The sequence below is a fragment of the Thermopirellula anaerolimosa genome (assembly GCF_054657335.1).
Window position 1 is genome coordinate 273,501 of the sequence record NZ_BAAHYX010000004.1, and the last position, 21,631, is coordinate 295,131.

Here is a 21,631-nt window from a genome sequence, read left to right on the forward strand (position 1 = left end):
GTTCGACCTCGCCGAAAGCTCGTGGCCGATCTGGGCGAAATCGTCATCTTGACTTGGTTTTTTGTAACGGGAAGCGTTCTCGGAAGCTTCCTGAACGTGGTAATTTACCGCCTTCCACGAGGATTGAGCCTCGTCCACCCGCCGTCACGCTGTCCGATCTGCTTGCACCCCATAAGGTGGCACGACAATATCCCGGTTTTCGGCTGGTTCCTGCTCCGAGGGCGATGCCGGGACTGCGGCGCTCCCATCGCAAAGCGTTATCCCCTGGTCGAGGCCTTGGCCGGTGTGGACGCATTGCTCATCGCGCTTAGCAGCGGAGAATGGCGCTGGGTGCCCATACTGGATTCTCTGCTCCAGATGGGGGTCGTCCATCCCGCTCTGATTCCAACCGGCGTCTACATCGGCGTGAGTCTTAGCTTGTTGGCCGCCGCCCTCATCCTTTTTGACGGCGGGCGCGTGCCCATGTCCTTTTGGACAACGGCCATTCTGCTTGTGATTGTGGGCAGCGTCGCCCCTCATCGCTCGGCGGATGACGCTGTAACCCCGGTACACGGCCCAATCTCGCGCCGATCGACGCCGGCATCACCCCAATTGACTACAAAGAGGCAGGTTGATCAGACCGAAAGCGTATCATCGAAAAAGAATCCTGACCGCTGGGCTGCCATTATACTAGCCATTGTAGGGGGATTAGGTTTAGATCTTTGGTTTGGTTTTACTGTGCAGAGAAGCACCAGCTCGCCTCTAAAACCCCACCGCGGATGGGCTGGTATTGTGCAGAAAGGCGGTAAGGCTCCCCGCTCAGAGAAGTCAGAAGAGCAAGATTTCGGTGCAGCCAATTCGGCCCCCGCCTCAAATCCCCCCCGTTCAGGCTGGGAGTATTCGTTTGCGTGCGGCATTTGCGGCTGGACCCTTGCCTCAACGACGGAAGTCGGAGTTTTCATCGCGTTTCTCGCGGCAGTGGCCGCCGGCGCAGTACTGCTCAGCAAACTATCCCCGCATCCGTCTTGGCGGCTTGGGACATTGTTGTGGCCCGACTCGGCGGAAGCGACGCCCAAAAACAACGGCATCCCGAAGCGAATTCGATCTATTCCAATGTTTGTTCTTTGGCTACTCTTCCTGGGCTGGGTTGTCATCCGATGATGTGTCGCATCCACCTTGCCCCGCGCTCCGATCGCCGTATGGTGACTTCGGAGTCCGCTGTGCCGAACACTGTAGTCCCCCCTGACGCGTGAGCTAAGCTTTGGCAGGGAGTGATACTGCGGCGACTTTGCCCCATAAGCCCACGTCACGAAAAGATGGAAGAACTCGAACGAGCAGCCAACCTGAAACGAATCCTGGAATCGCCCAGCTATCGGGTAGCGTATCAGGATCTGGATTTCCTCACCGACCCGAAGCTCCGCCCGACTCGCATGGAGTTGGAGTTGCTGAAGCCGGAACTGGCGTTCGAACGCCTGAACATCACCGCCACCATTGTCGTGTTCGGCGGGACCCGAATCGTAGAACGCGCCGAGGCTGAGCGACATCTTCGAGATATTGAGACAAGGCTCGAACGCGAACCCGGTAATCCCATCCTACAGCGGCAGGTGGTCGTCGCTAAAAGGCTCGTGGCCAAGAGCCATTATTACGACATCGCCAGGGAATTCGCCCATATCGTATCGCGAGCTTGCAACACCGAGGGGCGCTGCAATTACGTGATTTGCACGGGCGGCGGTCCCGGAATTATGGAGGCAGCCAATCGCGGCGCCTATGACGCGGGAGCCCCGTCCATCGGCTTGAACATTCGCCTGCCGCTCGAGCAACAACCCAATCCCTACATCACGCCGGAACTGTGTTTTCAATTTCGCTATTTCGCGCTACGCAAGTTTCACTTTCTCTTGCGAGCCAAGGCCCTGGTCGTATTCCCCGGCGGATTCGGCACGCTGGATGAACTGACCGACGCCCTGACTTTGCGCCAGACCAGGCGGATGCAACCGATCCCCATCATCATTTTCGGCAAAGAGTACTGGGAACGAGTCTTGGATTTCCAGTACCTCGCCGATGAGGGAGTGATCGACGACGCGGACCTCAATCTTTTCGAGTACGCCGAGACGGCTCAAGAGGCATGGGACAGTATCTGTCGCTTTCACGAGTCGGCCTCTCAATCGACGGTCCGACCCGGCATTCATTTGGACAACGGCGAAAGCCACCGTGGCAACGACCGTTGACCTGATCTCAGCGGCCCGATCGCCCGTCTCATCTAACCTCGCACTCGCGGTTCCCGAAGAACGCGGGGGCATTGCTCCCAGCGGACCGCTCCCATATCCTTCATCGTGGTGAGAGCAAGGCGTCGCGAAGCGCGCCGTCGACACGCAAGGCGATTCGGGCCGGCCGAACGCCGCTCAAGGGCCGATTTTCCATGACGATGGCAAGCGTCGCTGGAAGGATTCTCCAGGTCGCCGCGGACAGATGTTTCGTTCGTTGTTTTCGTTTCCAATTCAAAAAGAGAGGTGTCTCGTGAAAAGGCTGATTTTTAAGGGTGTTGCGGGCGTTCTCGGCCTGATCGGCTTGATGGCGATCTGTTGCCAATCTTCGCTGGCGGTCGAAGAAAACGACTCCGCAAAACCGGATGCCCAACAGGCAACCGCACAGGAGCCGATTCAAGTTCCGGATGGGGACTTCAATCAAATCACGGCTTTTCTTGAAAAACTGGCCCAGCAACCGGTTCCCACCAACCCACAGGAGGCCGTCGAGTTACGAAAATCTCAGGCAGCGGCGATGCGTACGGGGGCCGACAAGTTGCTGTCTCAGAAGTTGTCCGTCACCCAAACCGACGAAGCCTTTCAGTGGAAGTTCCGCGGCATACTCTTTGGATTGCAATCGGGAGACGCAAGCGTCCGGCAAGAGTTACCCCAACTTGCAGAAAGCTTGATCACCAGGGCATCCGAGCACCTCGGTTCGGCGTCGGAAGACGACCTTCCCGTTCTCGTGCAATGGGCGGTGATGGCGGTCCGGATTGCCGGTCCTGCCGTGGTCGAAAAGGCTCAAGACTTTTCCGCAAAGCTGCGGGAAAAGCAAAAGCCCGGGCTGTCGCTGCAATTGGATGCCGTTCTGCTGCCGATCCTCGCGCGATCGGATACCCGCGACGAATTGGCCCAGCGGATGGATAAGTTTTTCGGCGACGCAAAAAAGGCCCTGAGTCAGGAATCGCCGGAATTGGAGACCGTTCAAGCGGTGACATCGCTGTTGGGGCAATTGGAAGGCCTCGGCCTCAATGAAGCGGCGAGTCGGCATTACAAGGAAATCGGCGAGTTGCTTGTCAAATCCCCGGACGAGCAAATCGCTCGCCTCGGTCGTCGGCTGGAAGGGGTGGGACGCCGTCTGGGGTTGGTTGGCAACCAACTGGAATTGGTCGGCAAGACCGTTGACGGCAAGGATTTCGACTGGTCGCAGTATCGAGGCAAAGTGGTCCTGGTAGACTTCTTCGCCACGTGGTGCGGACCGTGTCGGGCCGAGATGCCGAATGTGAAGAAGAACTACGAGCTTTACCACGACAAGGGCTTCGACGTCGTCGCGATCAGCCTGGATCAAGATCGGCAGGCACTGGAATCCTATCTTGAGGATACCAAACTGCCGTGGACCGTCCTGCACAATCAAGACCCTGAAGCAAGCGGTCCGGCAAACCCGGCCGACTACTACGGGATCATGGCCATACCAACGGTCATGCTGGTGGACAAGGACGGCAAGGTGTTGACCTTCGATGCGAGGGGCGAGAAACTCGGCGAGCGTCTTGCGCAATTACTCGGTCCCGCCGAAAAGGCCGATGATTCGGCTCCCGAAGACTCGGCACATAATTGAGACGTCCGAAAAGGACGATGGAATCGGCATTCCTCAGCTTCACCTCGCACCGCGGTCCGCGGCCGTCGGTGCGAGGTGTCCCAATGCGTCGGCTCATCCCGAACGCCGATCCGGAAACAAATCAACGGAAGGGATTATCCACATCTGGAGCCGGAGGTGTGGTAGGAGGCGTGGTCGTTTTTTCCGCCGCCGTCGGTTTCTTCGTCGGTGGGGCCGGTTTTTCGATTTCCGTCACGATGGGGACGTGATACAGCGGTTGCTCCGACTCGATTTCGCGCAAGCACTGAATCAGACCGGACTTGTCGGCAAGATAAATCCGGTCGGTTTCGCCGTTGGTGATTTGGAAATCGAACTTCGCAATATCCAATTGCCCTAATAATGATCCGGTTTCCTTGTCGAGATACATCATTTGGCCCAACCCATCCCGGGCGTAGACGCGCTTGGCGCTTGCGGCGATGAACTTCGTCGGTCCGTCCGTGCGCCAAAGGATATCACCGGTATCGGCGTTGAGGCGGTATATGCCGCCGAAGCGCGTGGCCACATAAAGCGAATCCTCAATGAGCACTGGGGATTCTCCTATCGGCTCGCCCGTCGACAATCGCCAAAGCAGTTTTCCATCTCGTTCGTTCAGGCAGAAAATGTAGCCGTCGGCCGCGGCGGCCCAAAGTTTGCCGGGTATCCCCTTGGAGGCGTCGCCGAACCTCACGCAAGGAGGCGCCACAATCTCGGCCGTCGCACGCAATTGGTACACCAGCGAAAACTGATTCGCCGAGAAGAGATTGATTTCTCCGACAAACAACGAACCGCGATCGGTGGGCCAAGCAACCCTCTCGGATCCTTGATCGGAATAGGTAATTTTCGGCTCCACGAAGATACGCCCGAACGATTGAAGAAACAGGCCGCGATCATTGGTTTGCGCGAGGCGGAGGCCGGCGCCCGTCAATTCCGCTGCTGCGGCGTCTGCAACGGATTGGGCGGCCTGTTCGGCGACCGCAAGTTCCGTCGCATCAGCATCGGCGGCGGGACCCGCGGCAGGCTGGGCGGTCGTACTTGCCGCGGATGCTTCGGTCCGCGGGGCGTTCTCGGCGGCACCCGGTGCCGCTGCCACCGTCTTCCACGCGTACTCCCGCATTTCGGGGGTCGCCCATTCGAAGGCGTACGACTCCACTTTTCCGCCGACCAAGGGAACGTAGACTCGGCTCGGGCTGATGGCGGGCCCCGCGCCCGGCGCACCGTCCACCGTATGCGTCCATAGGATTTGACCGTTGTGACGATTCAGGACATAAATGGTACTACCGTTGGTGACGGCGATGAGATGAATGCCGGACGTCGGCTTCAGACTCATCAGTCGCGGATCGCCCACCTGAACGGTCCACAGTGTTTTTCCGGTCTCGGCATCGATGGCGGTCAAGACGGACCGACTGGAGAGGGCGAACACGGTACCTCGGTCTAGCAGAAGGTATTCCAACCGACCGGTTCCCGCGTCGACGCCGGCCACATTGAACCAAGGTGCGGCCAAACCGTGGGCCCGCGCCCGCGGTTCCGAAATCAAATCCGCCCCCGTCGCCGCCCGCGAAAACGGCCCGACTATCCCAATTACGGTCGCAATCAGCACGAATCGGCGGAGCTGAAGAATTGCCATCGAATCCTCGCACCCAATGCAGGACGTTCTCCGATCCGGACGGGCGCGAACACAACCGCCCGCGATCGTCCGAGTACCGGACCCAATACGCAATGATCCGGGAAACAGCCTAACCCTATGATAATTGAGAATTGCGGCGACTAGAAACCTTTTTCCTCTTTCTCGCCCGCCGAGCAAATTTTGGTACACTATCAGGCATCCTTTGCAAATCGCCGCCGCATCGGTCAGGCCGGGACACGAGCGCCTTGGGAATAGTGCGACACCAAGCTCGACGAAAATCTCATCAAATGAAGGGATTGACAGAAATAATTGACATGTCAACAGATCCGGAACAACATGCCCAAGCAAGGGAAGAGAATCTACCTCCTCCTGAGGAAGTCGTGCTGGGTTACCTCAACTACTCCGATGGAACGCGCGATCCGCGTTTTTTCGCCGCCATGAACCGCCTCTTCGTCCAGGTGTTCGGCGGGACCGGAGATTGCTATGGCAAGATAGGCGAGGCTGCCGGCGCGACGCCTTGGTCACCGATCGTCGGGCACTTGCGGGACGCCATCCCGGGGCTTCGGACGCGCGGAGAGGCCTTTTCCAACGTGGACCGCGCTCAATCCGCACTGGAAATGGTTTTCGACGGACTCATCCCCGCCTATTTGGACTTTCACGGGGATCTTCTAGGACGCGGATTCGCGACCTCGCTGTGCAGCCCCTTTCTGCTGGCTCGATTCTGCGAGGCGATCCTCCAATCGCGTGCCGAGGACGAAGAAGCCCCGCCCTCATCCACCATCCGCGCGGCGCTGGCCAAGGTCAATGATTACGTAGGATATCGCCCGACGGCGGTGTTGGAGGGCAACCGGGCGACGAAACCGTACGATCACGAGTACGTCTGTCCCATCCCTCTTTATGTGCGAGGCGCCGGTACGGCCTTCGGCAGGTATCATGCTCTTGTGGAACGTGCCGTGCAAATCCTCGACAACACCGACGTGGCTCTCCGCGAACGATTTTACTTTCAACTGGAAAACCTCGAGGAAATCGCGCTGGACCCACGCGGATTGGACCAAGAGCATCCCGCTTCTTTCCGCCCCAACTACCAGTTCGGCCTGTGGGATCCGCACAGTTTGAACGAACGGGGTTGCTACCGGAGGCTGATCCTGCACGATCTACCCCTGGAAATCGCACTGAGGTGGGCAACCCGTCCCAACCCGCCCGAGGATACCGACCTTTGGTTCGAAGCCGCCGCCGTGCTTGCCGGGACGATGCTGATGGGCGCGGCCGTCTGGGGACCGTACCCTGGGGCCTTGATGTCCACGACCAATATCTCTCGATTGCTCGCGCAGATCGCCGCCGCGCGCGACGACTTCTACCTTGAACTGCTGATGCACCGAACCAAGATGCATCCCTCGGCCTCGTCAAGCGAGTTCATGGCACAAGGACGTCCCTTCGAGGCCGTGCGGCAGTTTCTGAACACCACGTTGGCGGAGTACCGGTCATCGCAGGTGCACGCCTCCGGTTTGACTCGCATCATGGCCCAGTTGGGAGCGATTGACGCGGCCCGCACCGCCGCGTCGCGACTGCGATCCGCCACTGCCGGTTTGCGTGCCGAAATCACCATTGGGTTGGGATCAGCGGAATCATTCTTGCGAGAAAAGCAGCCTCGCGACTGCCTGACGGCATTGAACGAATCCGTGCGAAAGATCCGTTCCGCCGTGGAATGCGGAGCGTTGGGCGATCCGTGGAATATTCTGGGACTGGGCGGCCACTTCCCGATCTTCGAATGGAGCTTGGAAGGCCCCATCGACCCTCGTCTGACTCTCTTAATCTACCTCATGGATAGGGTCTTCAAGCTCTTCGCCTCCCTGCGGCGCTATGCCGCCGCGGCGGATGAAAGCGACATCGAGCAAGAGGTTACGCGACGAATGGAAGAGCTTGCGGAATGGTGGGACCAATTTGCCGCGGCCGAAGTCTCCGACCTGAACGGCTTTCGCGGGCAAGACGTTTGCGACGCCGCGCAACAGGTCGCGGAGGTAATCCACACATGGCGTGGAGAACGCCAGTCCGCCGGCGACGCCGCCTTCTGGAAACGCCACGTCTCCCGCATCCGATCCGCCGACAGCATCTCACTGTTGGTCGACACGCTGCTCGATCAAAACGATCGCGACGCCGCCAAGGCGCTGCTGGTACACTGGATCAGCCGCGCGAACGAATTGGGATTGCAAGGCACCCTCAATTCCTTCCCAGCGCTGGCCTACCGCTGGTTTCGGCCGCTGTGGCTGGCGGACGACCCAGCCACCGGAAACCGGCGCGAACGCTGGCTCGAAGTCCGCAAGTTCCTCGATTACCTGGAAGCCAACGCAGATGCACTGTGGGAGGTTCCATCGCTAAAGGAATTGCTGGGTACGACCGGCGAGGGCTTGTCCGACAACTCCGCCGCCACGGAGTCGCCGCATGAAGACTCTCTTTGGCAGGCCGCCTACGAAGGCGTCGTGTTCCGCGACAGTGCCGACGACGGTGTGGACGGTTTCTTGGAGGAAACCGGCGAACCGCTGGAAAACTTCGAATTGAGCAGAGTATCCGAAGATCTCCGCAATCGTATCGGCTTTCTGTTCACGGTTCTTATTCTAAGACAGTTGGCCGCGGCGGCGTTTCGCGGCTTGCAATACGAAGACTCCGAGGTCAGCGAGGTTTTCGTCGAGTGGTATCGACACGTCTTCCGTGTCGAAGAGTCGCTGCTCCGTCTGGCGGAGGACCTGCGGCGCTATCCCCTGGGAGAACCCGGCGCAACTCCGCAACGCCTGGCGGAATACGACAACCGACGCAGACTCCGCGATACACTGGTGGAGCGCGTCGCTTTAGCGGCAATCCAGGCCGGCGATACCCGCCGGTTTTTGGCGGCAGCCTTGCCGGAATCCCTGGGCGAGACCGTCGCCCTACGATTGGCAGGCGATTGGGCGTGGGAAGAGGCTTTCGTCGGCTTGTTGCGAACTCTGCTGCACAATCAACTGGAATCGCTGGAGTCGGCTTGGGCGGACTTTCTGATCTCGGTGCGGATCAGCGAACCCCTCTACACACCGGTCTGGCGCGGCGGCCATCCCCGGCAGTATGTTGCCGGAAAATCGCTTTATCGTTCCCTGGCGACGGCCTCTGCGATGGTATTACGTCGCGGGTTGGCCGCCCCCGCCTTGAGCGCTTTGAGCCTGCTGCGCGATACCGAGAAGCAAGTCGCCGGTCGCGGCGGTCGGGTGTCCGAAATGGAGCAAGTCATCCGTGCAATCACCGAGAGTGTCGCCAAGTCGCTCCTTATCGCCGGACGCGACGCGGACCTGGAAGCAAGCGCGGGCGGGAAACGCCGGCCCGGTCTATTCCAGTCGCTGTGGCGGGCCGCTTCACGCCTGCAACGGGCTTGGCCGGAACTCACCGCCGAGATCTATATCTCCGTCGTCGAAACCGTAGGATCCGTCAGGGATTGGGAGGAAATCACCCGATTCATTCGAACTTACGGCGGAGAAATCTTTACCCAAGAGTTCTTGGATTACAACCATTTGCGGGGACTCGCCCTAACGGGAGCCGACCGCTTCCTGCAAGAATTGGAGCGCAACGGAGACCGCAACGAATGGCGATTGGTGCGAGATATCCGAAAAGGGCAGATTGCAATCGCTAAGGCGGCGAAGAATTTGCAATTCATCGCCGAAATCATCCTCGAGAACTACGACGAATACGTAGACTATAACAGCCTCACCACGCATTCCGATTACGGCGAGAACCTGCATTGCCTCCTCGATTTCCTCGCCTTGAAGGAACGTTTCACACGCATGGAGTGGAATCTAACGCCCTACATGGTCTTCTACGACCAACTCCTGCAAAAGGGCTTGTGGCATCTCGCCGACCTTTGGGAGACGAGCGTGGTGGAAGAGACCGCGTCGGCGGTTTCGCAACTGCACGAGGCCTATCATCAACTGTCGCGACACCACGGTATGCATTTGCCCGTCTTGCAGGAGTTGCTTCGCGACGGCTTTCGCGGCATTCTTCTGCGACGCCGCATGGCCGCCCTGGTCCGGCAGGCCGTTCCATCTCAAGTCGCCGCACGGCGCCGCGAGTCGCTCGACGAGTTATGGCGGGTCATCGAGGAATACGGAGTTCGCCACACCGTCATGGGAGCATCGGCCCCGTCGTGGCTATTGGAGTTGGAGGAACATTTGAATCGGGCGGCGCATTTCAGCGACGAGATCGAAGGCGGATGGTTCCAACTGCTGGAGGAAAACGGCACCGGAGCGCGACACGTCCTCTCCGCCGACGAGATTTTGTCGGCGCTTGACGCCTGGGAAATCGGCAAGCGACGTCCGCGGCGGCGTTGAGGACCGATCGCGGATTCGAAGGCGGCCAATGCCTGAACTCGGAGGCGCGGTACGTGGCGGCACACGATCGGATCACAAGCCTTCACAACCCGAAGATCAAAGCCGTTCGCGCGTTACGCGACGGACGCAAGCGAGTCAAATCCGGTCGGATGATCGTCCACGGTCTGCGGGAGATTTCCCGCGCCGCTGCCTCCGGCGTCGCTTTCGATCAGGTGTTCTTTTGCCCGGCCTTGATGAACGATACGGCGCGGCGCCTGCTTAGAGAATTGGAAGCAAGCGGTGCGCCGCTGGTCGAGGTGACGCAACCGATCATCGAAGGATTGGCTTTCGGGGATCGCACGGAGGCCGTCGTGGCGGTCGCCGCGTCGCCGCGTCGCGATTTGAAAGACTTCAAAATAACTCGTCCGGGTGAACCTCCATTGATCGCGGTCGTTGAAGGCGTTGAAAAGCCGGGGAACTTGGGGGCGGTGATACGTTCGGCGGACGGTGCTGGGGCAGGGGGAGTCATTGCCGCGGACTTGCGGACCGATCTTTTCAACCCCAACGTGATCCGGGCCAGCCTCGGAACCGTCTTCGCGCTGCCGATCGCCGTCGCCTCGGGCGCCGAGACGCTCGATTGGCTCCGCTCGCGAGGAATCGCGGCCTACGCCGCCCGCGTAGATGCGGCAAAGGAATACTGGCAGGTCGATTTCACGGCACCCTGCGCCGTCGTCCTCGGTAACGAAGCAACGGGACTGAGCGGATGCTGGTCCGGACCGGGCGTGGAATCCGTGCGATTGCCCATGCTGGGATTGGCCGACAGCCTAAACGTCTCGGTTACCGCCGCGGTCTTGCTCTACGAGGCACGCCGACAAAGGAGTCGGGCGGAGATGCATCCTCCAAGTCGGCCCGACGGACGGCAGCGGTCCGCGGACGAATCTTAGCCGCGATCCGTGAAAAAGAGGGCGGCCAAAGTCAAGCCGAATCCCAGCAGAACGGGCGGATTGACTTTTTCTTGGAAGAGAATCCAACCCGCCAGCGCGGCAATCGCCACCTGCGACGCCGTGAGGATGTTGGCTCGTGCCACCGGCGTCAGTTGCAGCCCCTTGCTCAGCGACACGAATCCCAGCAAATTGAGGACGCCGGAAATCCCCATCCAGAAAAGATGTTCGCCGGGTGTCGCCGCCAAGACCGCCGTGCCGAATCTGGCCCAACTCAAAACACCGAGGCACACCGTGCCGCAACCCGTCACCACCAGCACCACGACCCAGACCGAGGTATCGCGTCTGGCGACGTGGCGTATGGCAATGGTCAGTAGGCCGTAGGTGATTCCCGCCACGCAAGCCACCAGCATGGCGACGACTACCCTCCAGGCGGGGGCGTGGATTCCCTGCAACCCGCCGCCGGCGCCGGCACGCAAGCACACGATTCCGGCGATCAGCAAGCCGATCCCCACCATGACCCGCCAAGTGAGAGACTCCCCCAGAAGGATCGCTCCCAGCAACGCGGCACTAATCAGGCTGACCGCCAGAGCGATGGGCAAAGCGATGGCCAAGCCCACGATCCCCATTGCCCACAGCAAGCCGACGTTGCCGATCAATTGGACCGCAATCCCCGCCGCAACCAAGATCATTAGGCTGCGGTGCGAGGGAATGCTTGCCCGACCGCGGAACCATTGGAACAACAGTAGCGGTCCCACAACGAGAACCGTTACCGTCTCTTTGACGAAGATCGTCCACATCGGATCGGTCGCGCGACTGGGATCCGCCAACATCCGCAGCGCAATGTTCGCTCCCGCATAAAAGAAGGCCGCCAAAAGACATAGAACCGAGCCTAGAATCCCGGCGGATCGAGCAACATGTGCGGTAGCATCCCGCCGTTCGCGTCGATCCGACGATTCCTCGGACTCGGTTAGGAGGGGCGTCTCAGCGGCAGGTTCCATACGCGGATCAAGGAAAGGGAAGCGGACCGAGGCAGTCTTACGGAGCCGAACAGGAATGGTGCGGTAGGCTCCGAGCCTTAGTCCGATTCACGATACTCGATGCACGCGGGGTTGGGTAGGATGGGTCAAAACGCTGGGCTTGAGTGGAATGCGCGCCGACATGGTTCCGGCAGGCAACCGGTCACGATCCTTCCGGGCGTTCATTCTCAGAACTGGTAAATTCGCTAATGGACAGATCGGTAATCCGAACCTCGCGCAACACCTGGCGTCCCAAGAGACGATTGACGCGCGTGACGACCTTTTTGCCGAGGTAATCCTCGTTCCTCCGTTCGGCGGCGGTACTCGACCGCACGGTCACCAGAAGCTCATCCTGAATGGTATGCCCCAAACGAGTCATGAAGGCGTCGAATTGTTGTTTCTCCGGGAAGACCGTGACCGCCTCCATCTTGAATTGAACGGCGGTGCTTACCCGAGTCACGGGATCGTAATCGAGTAACTTGATCCTGCCGAAATCAGCGACTCCGTCGCCTTTCCAAACCGCCGGCGAGCGGGAGGACGAGGCTTTTCCGAGTGAAATATTTCCGCTCAGGCGATCCAGCCAGCGAGTCCAGTGCCGTTCTCCGCTGAAAGATGCCAATCCGCCGATCAAGAAACAGGGGACGATGGCAACCAACACCAGCACCCCTTGCAACCAGCGGGACAAGACGCCGCGATTCCACCGATCGCGTCTGCGAAGGCACTCTGATCGCCCGGCAACGCGAGATGCCCGTTCATTCGGAGTGGGAGCAGAATTCGGCATCGAGCGAGCGCAATAAGGAGGAGAAAAGCTTGTCGATGGAGCGGCGCGCGCCGCTCCCCTAGCGCAAGTCTACTACATATCTCGCCCGCTGATGCCGGTTTTTCGCAGTTAACACTCGAATCCCGCAGGGCGCTCGTACAGTTTTTTCCGCGTACTCCATAATCCGGCCGACGGCGTGGGAATAAAGTAGACTTCCTCGCCGCTGGGGGTAGTATTCCACCCCTCTTTCATACGATCCGGCGGGTAGCGGCGGAGCGTTTCTCCAAGGTCGGCATAGCCGAAGTTAACGCCCTCGATCTCTTCTCGGGTGAGGTGCCCCGGCGCGTACGTGATTGTGAAGCGGCCTTCCGACGACCCGTGAATCAAATGAGCGGCGGCGTGGGCCAAGTCTTGCAAATCGGCGTTCTTGCGATACAGTTCCATGACGCGCGGGGTGCCGACGTATCCGTACTTGCGGATCAAACGATCGACCTCCTCCTGCTCGCCGAATCGTTTCAGGCCGGGCGCGATGATCACCAGTTCGCCGCCGTCCGCCATCACCATCCTTGTGCGGTAAACGGCCTTGTTCGCCACCCAGGTGCTGACGAACTCGTCCTCCTGCATCACGCACACGACCTTGGGAATCGGTTCTTCGAAAACCTTGATATTTTGCTCGCGGGATTGCCGTGCCGCCGCCGTGTACGTCTCCAAGTCGTCGCCCACATAAATTCCCGTGTGAACGAGACGATCTTCGGCGTTCCGGGCCATGACGATCTGAATGTAAAAATCGGGCAGATCGCTCAAAAAGTCCTGCTCGGCCTTGTTGTAACAGGCGCGAATCGGCGTCGTCAGCGTGCCCAAATTATTCTCGATGCCGCAGCAGGCCGCCGCGATGTGAGAAGCGCAAATCGTGGACTTGCCGGCCAATCCAATGAAATAGTTCTTGTTGTGGTTCGCGAATCCCAACACTTCGTGCGGGACCACGTGTCCCACGTTGATGACCAGGTCCCACGGTTCCTTCATCAGCATCGTATTCAGTTCGATGGGAATGGCCCAATCCGCCGCCCCGTGCGTGGCCTCGCGGACGAAATCGGCCGATATCTCTCCCACCGGCACCACCGTCTCGATCCAATGATGGGCGTGAATCCGCTCATTGGGAATCGAACCGAACATGAGGCGATTCTGCTGCGGCGTGTGCGGTTCGTGCTGCCCGAGCGTCGGAATTACGTGAACATCGCAATCCTTGTGCAAAATCTCGTACAGAATCTCGGTCATTCGGCCCGCACCGGAGTGCATTCGCGTGATGTCCGGGGGCAGCAACAATACCCGCTTTGGATGCGGACAAATCCGCGACTTGGCCTCGCTTACCGCTTGTTCCATCAACTCGCGGATCCGATTGGGGGTAATCTCTTCACTACGTTCGACAAACCAAGGCATCTTTTCGGCTTTCTCTTCCAAACGACCACGACTCACCGACGGGCGTCTCACGGTGCCGCCTCTTCCTGCGTTCCACCGCCGGAATCAGCGACGGTTCCTTTATTATGCAACTGCGTGCCCGACGCGGCGAGACGTCGCTTACCGGAAAAAAGGGGAGAACCTTCGCCCCCAACAGTCCGCTGCATCCATCCGACTACGACGAAAACGACCGATAAACCACCGGCCACGAGCCAACCATAGCCCCAGGCGCCCGCGTAGCCTACAATCACTTCGCGAGCGCCGGCGGGAATCCGGACCGTCAGTCGTCCCCGTTCGTCCGCGGTCGGCGCGGCCGGGCGTCCATCGATCCACACTCGCATGCGCGGCCGATGCAGATAATTGACCGTCACGTCACCGCCCTCAGTCAAGGCCGCGGTCTCAACAATGACCCGAGTCTCTTCGACGCGAACCGGAAGCGCGACTCTCGAACGCATGCTCTCCTTTCCCGCGGGGGATTCAAGACCACCGATCGATTCCAGTACGTCCCAGAGTGGAGTACCGAAAGCTCGAGGGGTCGCTCCATCAAGGGCGAAGATCGCCACGGATTCGTTGTGAAACACCGGATCAGCGTCGCGGAACCAATCCTGACCGCTCAAATCGCCGAAAAGCGTCTCGGTCTCTGCCCGCCGCGCTTCCCGCGAACCGCTCAAACATGGCTCCACTGCACAGCGATGCAGGACGAGATGGGTCACACCATACGCACGCAAGGCATCCGGAGGATTACGCCGGACTTGCATCTCGACTTCTCGGTTTTCCACCGTTTGGCGGACGAATTCGCCATACCCGTCGATCGATTCCAAGCGATAAACGATCGGAAAGTTCAGCCCCAATCCCCATACGAAATGATGCGCCGGAGAGCGGAAAGGGGATATCGGCGTGACGCGGGCAGGCTCCGTCCCCGGATGAAGAATCTCCGCCATACGCGGCGGCAACGCAACGTAATCGGTATCCCCAAACGTGTAGAACGTGGTATCCGCGTGGAGAACATGCCAAGTCAGGAGCAAGGAGGACGCGGCGAAGAGCGCCATCGCACGCCTTTGCGCCGCGAAAAAGGGCAGGGGGGCGGTCGCCGCTGCTTTCCGAGCGTAAGACAGGACCCCGACGGCACCGCTTTCATCTGCGAACGTGGACCCGTCGTCGTGTCGGCGGCGCGGTTCGTCCGATCGTTCGAACAAGAGTCGATGCACTACCCGCGCCCCAACGAAAAACATTGCCAAATGAAGCAACGGCAGATACTTGAAGGGATGGTAAACCGCGCCGAACACCGGCAGGCGGGACTGAAGCCACCAAAGGCCGCCTTCGTTGCCCATGGCCAACCACAGGGCCGCCAAACCGACCGGGACCCACGGGTCCGTCGACCATTTTCGACGAAAGCCGCGGGTACCCATCGCCGCCGCGGATGATAGGAGCCACGCGACGGCGAAGAGCGTGCCCGAGAAGTAGAAATGTCCCGCGTACTTCTTCGACGGGTCGGCCCAGTCGCTGGGACCGGGGCACGCGGCAAAAGGGTAGGGGAGGAGCATTGCGCCAACCGCATCTTCAATGCCATGGTCGGGTCCCGGTGGGCGATCCGCCGAGCGAACGGCGAGGAATTGCGGGATCAGAAGAGGCGCAGCGATCGCCAAGCCCAACAGCGTACCGCGGACAAGACGCATCGCCTCACGGGCGCCGATCAGACCCCGATAGCCGGCCCACGCCGCCCACAAGGCGAACAGCTCGATCGAGTACAGCCACATCTGGGCGTTGCCGGCATGAAAGAACAACCCCCAAACAATTGCCCAGCGCAAAACCCAAGTTCGCTCCAACAAAGAGTTTCGCGGAGGGCCTTCCATCTTTTGCCTCACCAGCGAATGAAGCATTCCGCCGATGCAGGGCAGATAAGTGAAGACCGGCGTCATGTAGTACCACGAGCGCCCGGCAATCAGAGCGAAGCCGCACAGCGCCCAGGACATCCCCGCCGCGGCCGCCACGGAAGGATGAATTCCATCACGCCGCAACACACAAAAGCAAGCCGCGAAACCGCACGCCAGATGGCCCCAACAAAACAGGTCGATCGCCCAAATGGGGCTACCGAAAAGGAGATCGGAAATCGCGTACGAGATCCATGTGCCGGGATAAGTCGCGGCGAACACGCCCAACTCGGCTATCGGCATGCCGAGGAAGACACGCGGCGTCCACTCCGGAAATTGTCCCGCCGACAAGGCCCGCCCCACAGACAAAATGCCGGGGAAGAAGATGGAAAAATTGTCATCGCGCAGGAAGTACCGCGGTTGTCGCCATTCGAGATAAACCGCCGCCGCCAATATCACGGCCAAACCCGCTGAGAAAAAGAACCAAGCACCACGTCTCGTGGAATGAACCGCATCGTTCCCGCCAAGACCGAGACGATCGCTTCCGCAGAGGATGTCCAGAAGCCGTTTTCGCCGCGAAGGATTCCGCAGTCGCCACGATGCAAAAAATACGCCGGCCGCCAGCCAGATCGCCGTAACCCAAGTGAACGGATGGCTCAGCCATTCGCGGAGCCACCACCTTGCAAAACTCCAATCGCCCGGGTAGTTGAGCAGGCCGTCAAACCACGGAAAGGCGGACCGCGTCGCGTGCACGAGTGCGCTCGCCCGAACGGTTTTCTCGGCGGAAGAAACCGACGGCGGCAACCGGGAACGCGTCGTTTCAGTGACCGTTTGGCCCTCTCCCGGCGGCAGGTGACGAATCGTGCCGCCGATCCGTACGTAGCCGCCGCGAAAAAAAGGGGCTGAGGCGTCCGTAATCTCAATCAGGAAGTCCCGAGCCCATCGCCGGGAGACAACCCAACGAATCTGTCGTCCCGCGGGCGGCGTTCTCCACCACGCGGCGTCGGCATCCTGCCCGCCCGCCGTTTTTCGCCACGAAGCCGGGAATACCTCTTCGGAGAATCCACTGCGATACACCTGAATCAAACGGACGCTCCGAATCGGTATATCGCGGTCGAAGGCTACCTCGACCTCGACGTCTTGTGCAGCGTTTCCCTTGGCGCCCCTAAAAGCCAGGACGCCGCCGATCCAGGCAAACAAGACGACTGCGACAGCCAGAGCGGGGAGGGGCAAGACCCGCCTGAAGTTCAATGCGGTAATGCGATGTCGGCGAGCCATTGCGATGAAATCCGGACTGCGAAGTATGCGACATCTCCCATGACCACACTCGCCCTCAAGCGATTGACCACGACGTTCCGCCGAATCGGCCGATCTTGCCCCGTTTCCAGCGGTACGGTGTTCCGGGGGAAGTTATGAACGCCCGGTCGACTATGCCTTTCCCAGAAAGACAAGGCTGTCGCACATACACGGACGGATTCACTTGATTTACAATAACGGATGAGAAACGTTGATCCAACGATCGGGGACCGAAGTATGTTCCAACCCATTCGGTAACCGTGGAGACTCCGGTGTCAAATCGTTTTCCTTTGTGAGGCCGACCGTGGATACCGTGCTTCTTGCCAATTTGGCGTCTTTGCTGATTTACGCCGAAGAATCGACCGGGGCCTCCGGTTCCGCTTGGGCGCCGGGCTACCTCGTGGTCATCCTGACCGTGCTATTGGCTCTGATGGTAGCCTTGGCTCCCAGTCGACGCCGCAGCGCGCCTCGCAACCTGGAGTTCGAGGGCACGACCTGGGGTAAGGTCCTGTCGGAAGAGGGACGGAAGAAGGAAGCGGCTCCAACCCCGCCGGGCGTCTTCAACCCCGCACAGGCGGCCAAGCAAGGTCGCAAGTAGGGCCGTCTCGCTGATTCGTGGAGAACGGCCTCTCGACAAATTGCACTGCCCCGAGGGTGGTGCCGCCGGGACCGACACGCCGTCACTCCGACAGCGGTGAGGAAACTCGATTGGCGGATCGGGACAAGAACACGGGCGCCGCCACTTGGTTACGGGATTGGGCCGAGCGGTAGAATTCCGCGATCCGCGCCACCACGACGTATTGCTCGTCCACCGTTAGCCCGGGGAATATCGGCAGGGCGAGCACCTCTCGGGCCGCCGCGAACGTCTCGGGCAGGTCGGTGGGAGCGTATCCCAAATGGCTGAAGCACGCTTGTTCGTGCAGTCCCAGCGGATAGTAGATCTCGGAACCGACTTTACGCTCGGAAAGATACTTCCGCAAGGCGTCGCGACGACCTTCCCGAACGCGGATTACGAACTGGTTCCAGACGTGCCTCCCTTGCGATGCGGTGACCGGTAACCCCACCGCGTTTTCCAAACCGAATTCCCGAAACAGTCCGCAATAGGTGTCAGCCTGCCGGGACCGTTCGGCCGTCCAGGCCTCCAGCAACTCGAATTTGATGTTCAGCACCGCCGCTTGAAAGGCGTCCATGCGACCGTTGATGCCGACGAGCGAGTGATAGTATCGCGGGTGCATGCCGTGAACGCGGAGAAGCCGCAGCGTTTCCGCCGTCTCCGCCGAGGAAGCGGTGACCATCCCCGCGTCCCCCATGGAGCCGAGGTTCTTCGTGGGATAGAAGCTGAAACAGCCGATGCAGCCCAGGCTCCCCACACGCCTTCCTTGGTACTCTGCGCCGATGGCTTGAGCGGCATCCTCCACCACGGCGATCTTGAATCGTTGCGCCAGCGAGAGGATCGGGCCCATATCGGCCGCTTGACCGAACAAGTGCACCGGCAGAACGGCCTTGGTGGCTCGATGGATCAATCGCGCGACTTCCAGCGGAGAGATGTTGAACGTCTTGGGGTCGATATCCGCGAAGACGGGGGTCGCGCCCAGTCGGGTCACGGCACTGGCGGTCGCAAAAAACGTAAAGCTGGGGACGATCACCTCATCGCCGGAACCGACGCCCAAGGCCATCAGCGCCAAAAGCAGGGCCTCGCTTCCCGAGGAACATGCGATTGCGTATGGGACTTGGCAATAGTCGGCCAAAGCTTGTTCCAACCGCTCGACTTCCGGTCCCAAGACGAACGCTCCCGAATCGCAGACATCCGCCAAAGCGGCCACGATACGATCTCGCAGCGGTTCGTGAATCCTCTTGAGATCGAGGAACGGCACCGGGCGTTCGAGATTTACGGAGCCGATTCTGGGAGGAAGAGAAGAACCCGGCACGCGAGATGATTCGTTCATTCCGGAAGCATCCATGCTGAAAGCACCTAGGCCGTCCGTGACCTGCTTTACACTGCGGCGGCAGGCCGATCACCGCAGCGTCGACACGCTAGAAACCTAAGGTCCGACGGAAAAACCGTCAAGACCAACTCCCAATTATCCACCGGCAAAGCGAAATTCTCGTGGACCAATGGCCTGCCGAGAAAAGAAAAAAGGGGGTTCCGACGAGCCACCTCCGCAGTGGCTTGGTCACGTGGCAAGGGCAAGGAAACCACGCGCCCAACGCTCCGCCGGAAACCCCACGGGCCAGCCTCATTCAAGCTATCCCTTCGTTTGCAAAACCTGTTCCTAAAACCTGGCCGGCCAGGAAACATAACGCAAAACCAAATTGGCAAACGATTTACAAATTCACGGCGGACCGGCGCCAAAGTGCCGACGGCGACGGTCGGAAAAATTGCTGTATCAAGCCGAGCCAAGATGAACGATTCGGCCGCAATTTGGCATGCCCCGTGGCAGGACAAGTGCGCTGAACTGCATCAGAATTGAACACTCTTTGGGGTTGGTGCAATCCACCTGAAAGACAGTATATGATGGGTCTAGTTTCCGTTGAGCACCGCGATGGCTTCATCCGAGGCCCGTTGGCGCTCCCGTTCCAGATAGCTGCGGCCTTGGCGAATTCCGATATGGTCCCAAGGCAACAAGGCTCCGGCGTCCCGCTCTCGATGCAAAATCTCAGCGACGTCCACTTCCGTTTCTCGAAGCACGCGCCACCACGTTTGGGAATCCAGTTGGTCGCTCCAGCCATCGAAGCGGCAACCCTGCCGCCAAGCTAGCTCAATGGCATCGGCCAAACGATGGTCGCCCCGGGCCATGACCCCCTCAAGCAGACTCGATTCCACCGGGTGGCATTTCACCTGAACGCTCCGCATGCGACGTCGCGTCTTCAAGAAGCGATGAGCCGACTCGAAGTAATCCCGAGTTTGCATGGCGTGCCATTGGCACGGCGTGTGCGGCTTGGGGACGAAGTTCGAGACGCTCGCCGTGACCTCCGCCGGTCTCCCTCGCACATCGCGACCGATACGCGAAATCTCCTCCGCCAATTCGATGATCCCCGCCAAATCCGCTTCCCTCTCGCCCGGCAGGCCGCACAAGAAGTACAACTTTACGCGGGAAAAACCTTGCTGAAAGGCACGCCGACAACCCTCCAAAAGATCGTCATTGCGGATTCGCTTATTGATTTGCCGGCGCATATCATCAAGCGCCGCCTCGGGTGCCATCGTCAGGCCCGAGTGCCTCTCGCTCGTCAGCAACTCCGTCAAGGTGCGGAGTTGCTCGTTCACCCGCAAGCTCGGCACCGAGATGGCAACGCCGTGCGGTACTAACGTATCTCGCAGGTTACGGATCAACAAATCGAACTGCGGGTAGTCGCTGGAGGACAGCGAGAGCAGAGAAATCTCGTTGATGCCGGTGTTTCGATATGCCTCCCATGCGGCCTCCACGATGGTTTCGGCGCGTCGGTAGCGCAACGGGCGTTTGATCGTGGTGCTTTGGCAAAATCGACATCGCCACGGGCATCCCCGCATGATCTCGATCGCGATTCGGTCTTGGACGACCTCCACATTCGGCACAATGGGTCGAGTAACAACGGGAAAGGCTTCCAGGTCGGCCAAGACGGCAGGGGAAACGACGCCGGCGACGGAATCATCGCTGGGTACGCGGACGACACCACCGTCCGGCGAGCCAGCGACTCGATAGCATCGCGGAACGTAGGCAAACGAGAATTCGCGCGCCATCACACGGAGCCAGTCTTCGCGGCGTCCCCCCTGTGACCGCAACTCCAGCCACCGCCGGCAGATCGCCGGCAGCGTCTCTTCCCCGTCGCCGATCACGAATACGTCGATGAATTCGCTCAATGGCTCGGGATTCTGTGCACACGGTCCGCCCGCCACGACCAGAGGGTCGCTTTCCTCTCGATCCCGTGAGCGGAGGGGAATCCGCCCCAAATCCAGGATCGTCAGCACATTGGTGTAACAGAGTTCATATTGCAGCGAAAAGCCGACGACATCGAACTCATTCAGAGGCGTAAAACTCTCTAAGGAGTAAAGCGGCAGACCCTCCCGACGCAAGGCCTCCTCCATGTCGCGCCACGGAGCAAATACCCGTTCGCAAACCCAGTCCGGCAACCGATTCACGGCCTGATACAAAACTTGCATGCCGTGATTGCTCATCCCGATCGCGTAGGTATCCGGCGAGGCGAAGCACAGCTTTCCGCGAACTTGCCGATGGTCCTTCGCCACCGCGTGCAGTTCCCCCCCGACGTACTGACCCGGAGTCTGAATTCGGGGCAAGATGCGGCGCAAAACGGCATCCTTGAGTTGCGTGTTCATCATGACCGCTGCACTCTCCTTGGAATCAAGCACAAAATCGCCCTCCGTCACGGAGCGGCAACTCCCTTCATTATTCGCCCGACTCGAACGCGAGAGAACACTTGCGCCGGCGTTTCAGCGGGGACTTCGACTCGGCTTGCTATCGCAAATCCGAATCGCCCAACGCCAATCAGGAG

The 21,631-nt window shown here is 59.9% G+C and carries 13 protein-coding genes; 6 read left to right on the plus strand and 7 right to left on the minus strand.

Annotated features, from left to right (window positions below; translation table 11 throughout):
- Positions 1–21 precede the first annotated feature (21 nt).
- From ACYQ6J_RS01700 to ACYQ6J_RS01710, 3 genes are all read left to right on the plus strand, one after another.
- Complete coding sequence (locus tag ACYQ6J_RS01700) at positions 22–1,140, plus strand: prepilin peptidase (protein WP_460182460.1); 1,119 nt, start codon at positions 22–24, stop codon at positions 1,138–1,140.
- 155 nt (positions 1,141–1,295) lie between these two features.
- Positions 1,296–2,204, plus strand: coding sequence for an LOG family protein (locus tag ACYQ6J_RS01705; RefSeq protein ID WP_460182461.1), 909 nt, complete (start codon positions 1,296–1,298; stop codon positions 2,202–2,204).
- 289 nt (positions 2,205–2,493) lie between these two features.
- The gene (locus ACYQ6J_RS01710) at positions 2,494–3,834 is read left to right on the plus strand and encodes a TlpA family protein disulfide reductase (protein WP_460182462.1); all 1,341 of its coding nucleotides are present in this window, start codon (positions 2,494–2,496) and stop codon (positions 3,832–3,834) included.
- A gap of 121 nt (positions 3,835–3,955) precedes the next feature.
- Here the strand turns inward: ACYQ6J_RS01710 and ACYQ6J_RS01715 are convergent, their stop codons facing one another.
- Complete coding sequence (locus ACYQ6J_RS01715; protein WP_460182463.1) at positions 3,956–5,476, minus strand: outer membrane protein assembly factor BamB family protein; 1,521 nt, start codon at positions 5,474–5,476, stop codon at positions 3,956–3,958.
- Between the two features lie 314 nt (positions 5,477–5,790).
- Here ACYQ6J_RS01715 and ACYQ6J_RS01720 point away from each other — a divergent pair, with 314 nt between their 5' ends.
- The gene (locus ACYQ6J_RS01720) at positions 5,791–9,822 is read left to right on the plus strand and encodes a hypothetical protein (RefSeq protein WP_460182464.1); all 4,032 of its coding nucleotides are present in this window, start codon (positions 5,791–5,793) and stop codon (positions 9,820–9,822) included.
- A gap of 53 nt (positions 9,823–9,875) precedes the next feature.
- Positions 9,876–10,745, plus strand: coding sequence for a TrmH family RNA methyltransferase (locus tag ACYQ6J_RS01725; RefSeq protein ID WP_460182465.1), 870 nt, complete (start codon positions 9,876–9,878; stop codon positions 10,743–10,745).
- Here the strand turns inward: ACYQ6J_RS01725 and ACYQ6J_RS01730 are convergent.
- The 4 genes from ACYQ6J_RS01730 to ACYQ6J_RS01745 form a co-directional block, all read right to left on the minus strand.
- Positions 10,742–11,743 carry a DMT family transporter gene (locus ACYQ6J_RS01730; protein ID WP_460182466.1) on the minus strand — a complete coding sequence of 334 codons (1,002 nt, stop codon included), beginning with the start codon at positions 11,741–11,743 and terminating at the stop codon, positions 10,742–10,744. The two genes, ACYQ6J_RS01725 and ACYQ6J_RS01730, sit on opposite strands and share 4 nt — an antisense overlap.
- A gap of 181 nt (positions 11,744–11,924) precedes the next feature.
- The gene (locus ACYQ6J_RS01735; protein WP_460182467.1) at positions 11,925–12,446 is read right to left on the minus strand and encodes a hypothetical protein; all 522 of its coding nucleotides are present in this window, start codon (positions 12,444–12,446) and stop codon (positions 11,925–11,927) included.
- A 204-nt stretch (positions 12,447–12,650) separates the two neighbouring features.
- Positions 12,651–14,009, minus strand: coding sequence for a nickel-dependent putative hexonate epimerase (locus tag ACYQ6J_RS01740; RefSeq protein WP_460182468.1), 1,359 nt, complete (start codon positions 14,007–14,009; stop codon positions 12,651–12,653).
- Positions 14,006–17,125: a hypothetical protein gene (locus tag ACYQ6J_RS01745; protein ID WP_460182469.1), complete on the minus strand. Its 3,120-nt coding sequence runs from the start codon at positions 17,123–17,125 to the stop codon at positions 14,006–14,008. Before ACYQ6J_RS01745 ends, ACYQ6J_RS01740 begins: the two co-directional genes overlap by 4 nt.
- A gap of 322 nt (positions 17,126–17,447) precedes the next feature.
- Here ACYQ6J_RS01745 and ACYQ6J_RS01750 point away from each other — a divergent pair, with 322 nt between their 5' ends.
- Entirely contained in the window at positions 17,448–17,741 is a 294-nt protein-coding gene (locus tag ACYQ6J_RS01750) for a hypothetical protein (protein WP_460182470.1), read from the plus strand.
- An 82-nt stretch (positions 17,742–17,823) separates the two neighbouring features.
- Here ACYQ6J_RS01750 and ACYQ6J_RS01755 read toward each other — a convergent pair whose 3' ends face one another.
- Positions 17,824–19,089: a DegT/DnrJ/EryC1/StrS family aminotransferase gene (locus ACYQ6J_RS01755; RefSeq protein WP_460182471.1), complete on the minus strand. Its 1,266-nt coding sequence runs from the start codon at positions 19,087–19,089 to the stop codon at positions 17,824–17,826.
- A 575-nt stretch (positions 19,090–19,664) separates the two neighbouring features.
- The gene (locus tag ACYQ6J_RS01760; RefSeq protein ID WP_460182472.1) at positions 19,665–21,488 is read right to left on the minus strand and encodes a TIGR03960 family B12-binding radical SAM protein; all 1,824 of its coding nucleotides are present in this window, start codon (positions 21,486–21,488) and stop codon (positions 19,665–19,667) included.
- Between the last annotated feature and the right edge of the window lie 143 nt (positions 21,489–21,631).

Coding starts and splice junctions, on each gene's coding strand:
- ACYQ6J_RS01705 (WP_460182461.1), top strand. CDS start 1,296: ATGGAAGAACTCGAACGAGCAGCCAACCTGAAACGAATCCTGGAATCG.
- ACYQ6J_RS01715 (WP_460182463.1), bottom strand. CDS start 5,476: ATGGCAATTCTTCAGCTCCGCCGATTCGTGCTGATTGCGACCGTAATT.
- ACYQ6J_RS01720 (WP_460182464.1), top strand. CDS start 5,791: ATGTCAACAGATCCGGAACAACATGCCCAAGCAAGGGAAGAGAATCTA.
- ACYQ6J_RS01730 (WP_460182466.1), bottom strand. CDS start 11,743: ATGGAACCTGCCGCTGAGACGCCCCTCCTAACCGAGTCCGAGGAATCG.
- ACYQ6J_RS01745 (WP_460182469.1), bottom strand. CDS start 17,125: ATGGCTCGCCGACATCGCATTACCGCATTGAACTTCAGGCGGGTCTTG.
- ACYQ6J_RS01755 (WP_460182471.1), bottom strand. CDS start 19,089: ATGAACGAATCATCTCGCGTGCCGGGTTCTTCTCTTCCTCCCAGAATC.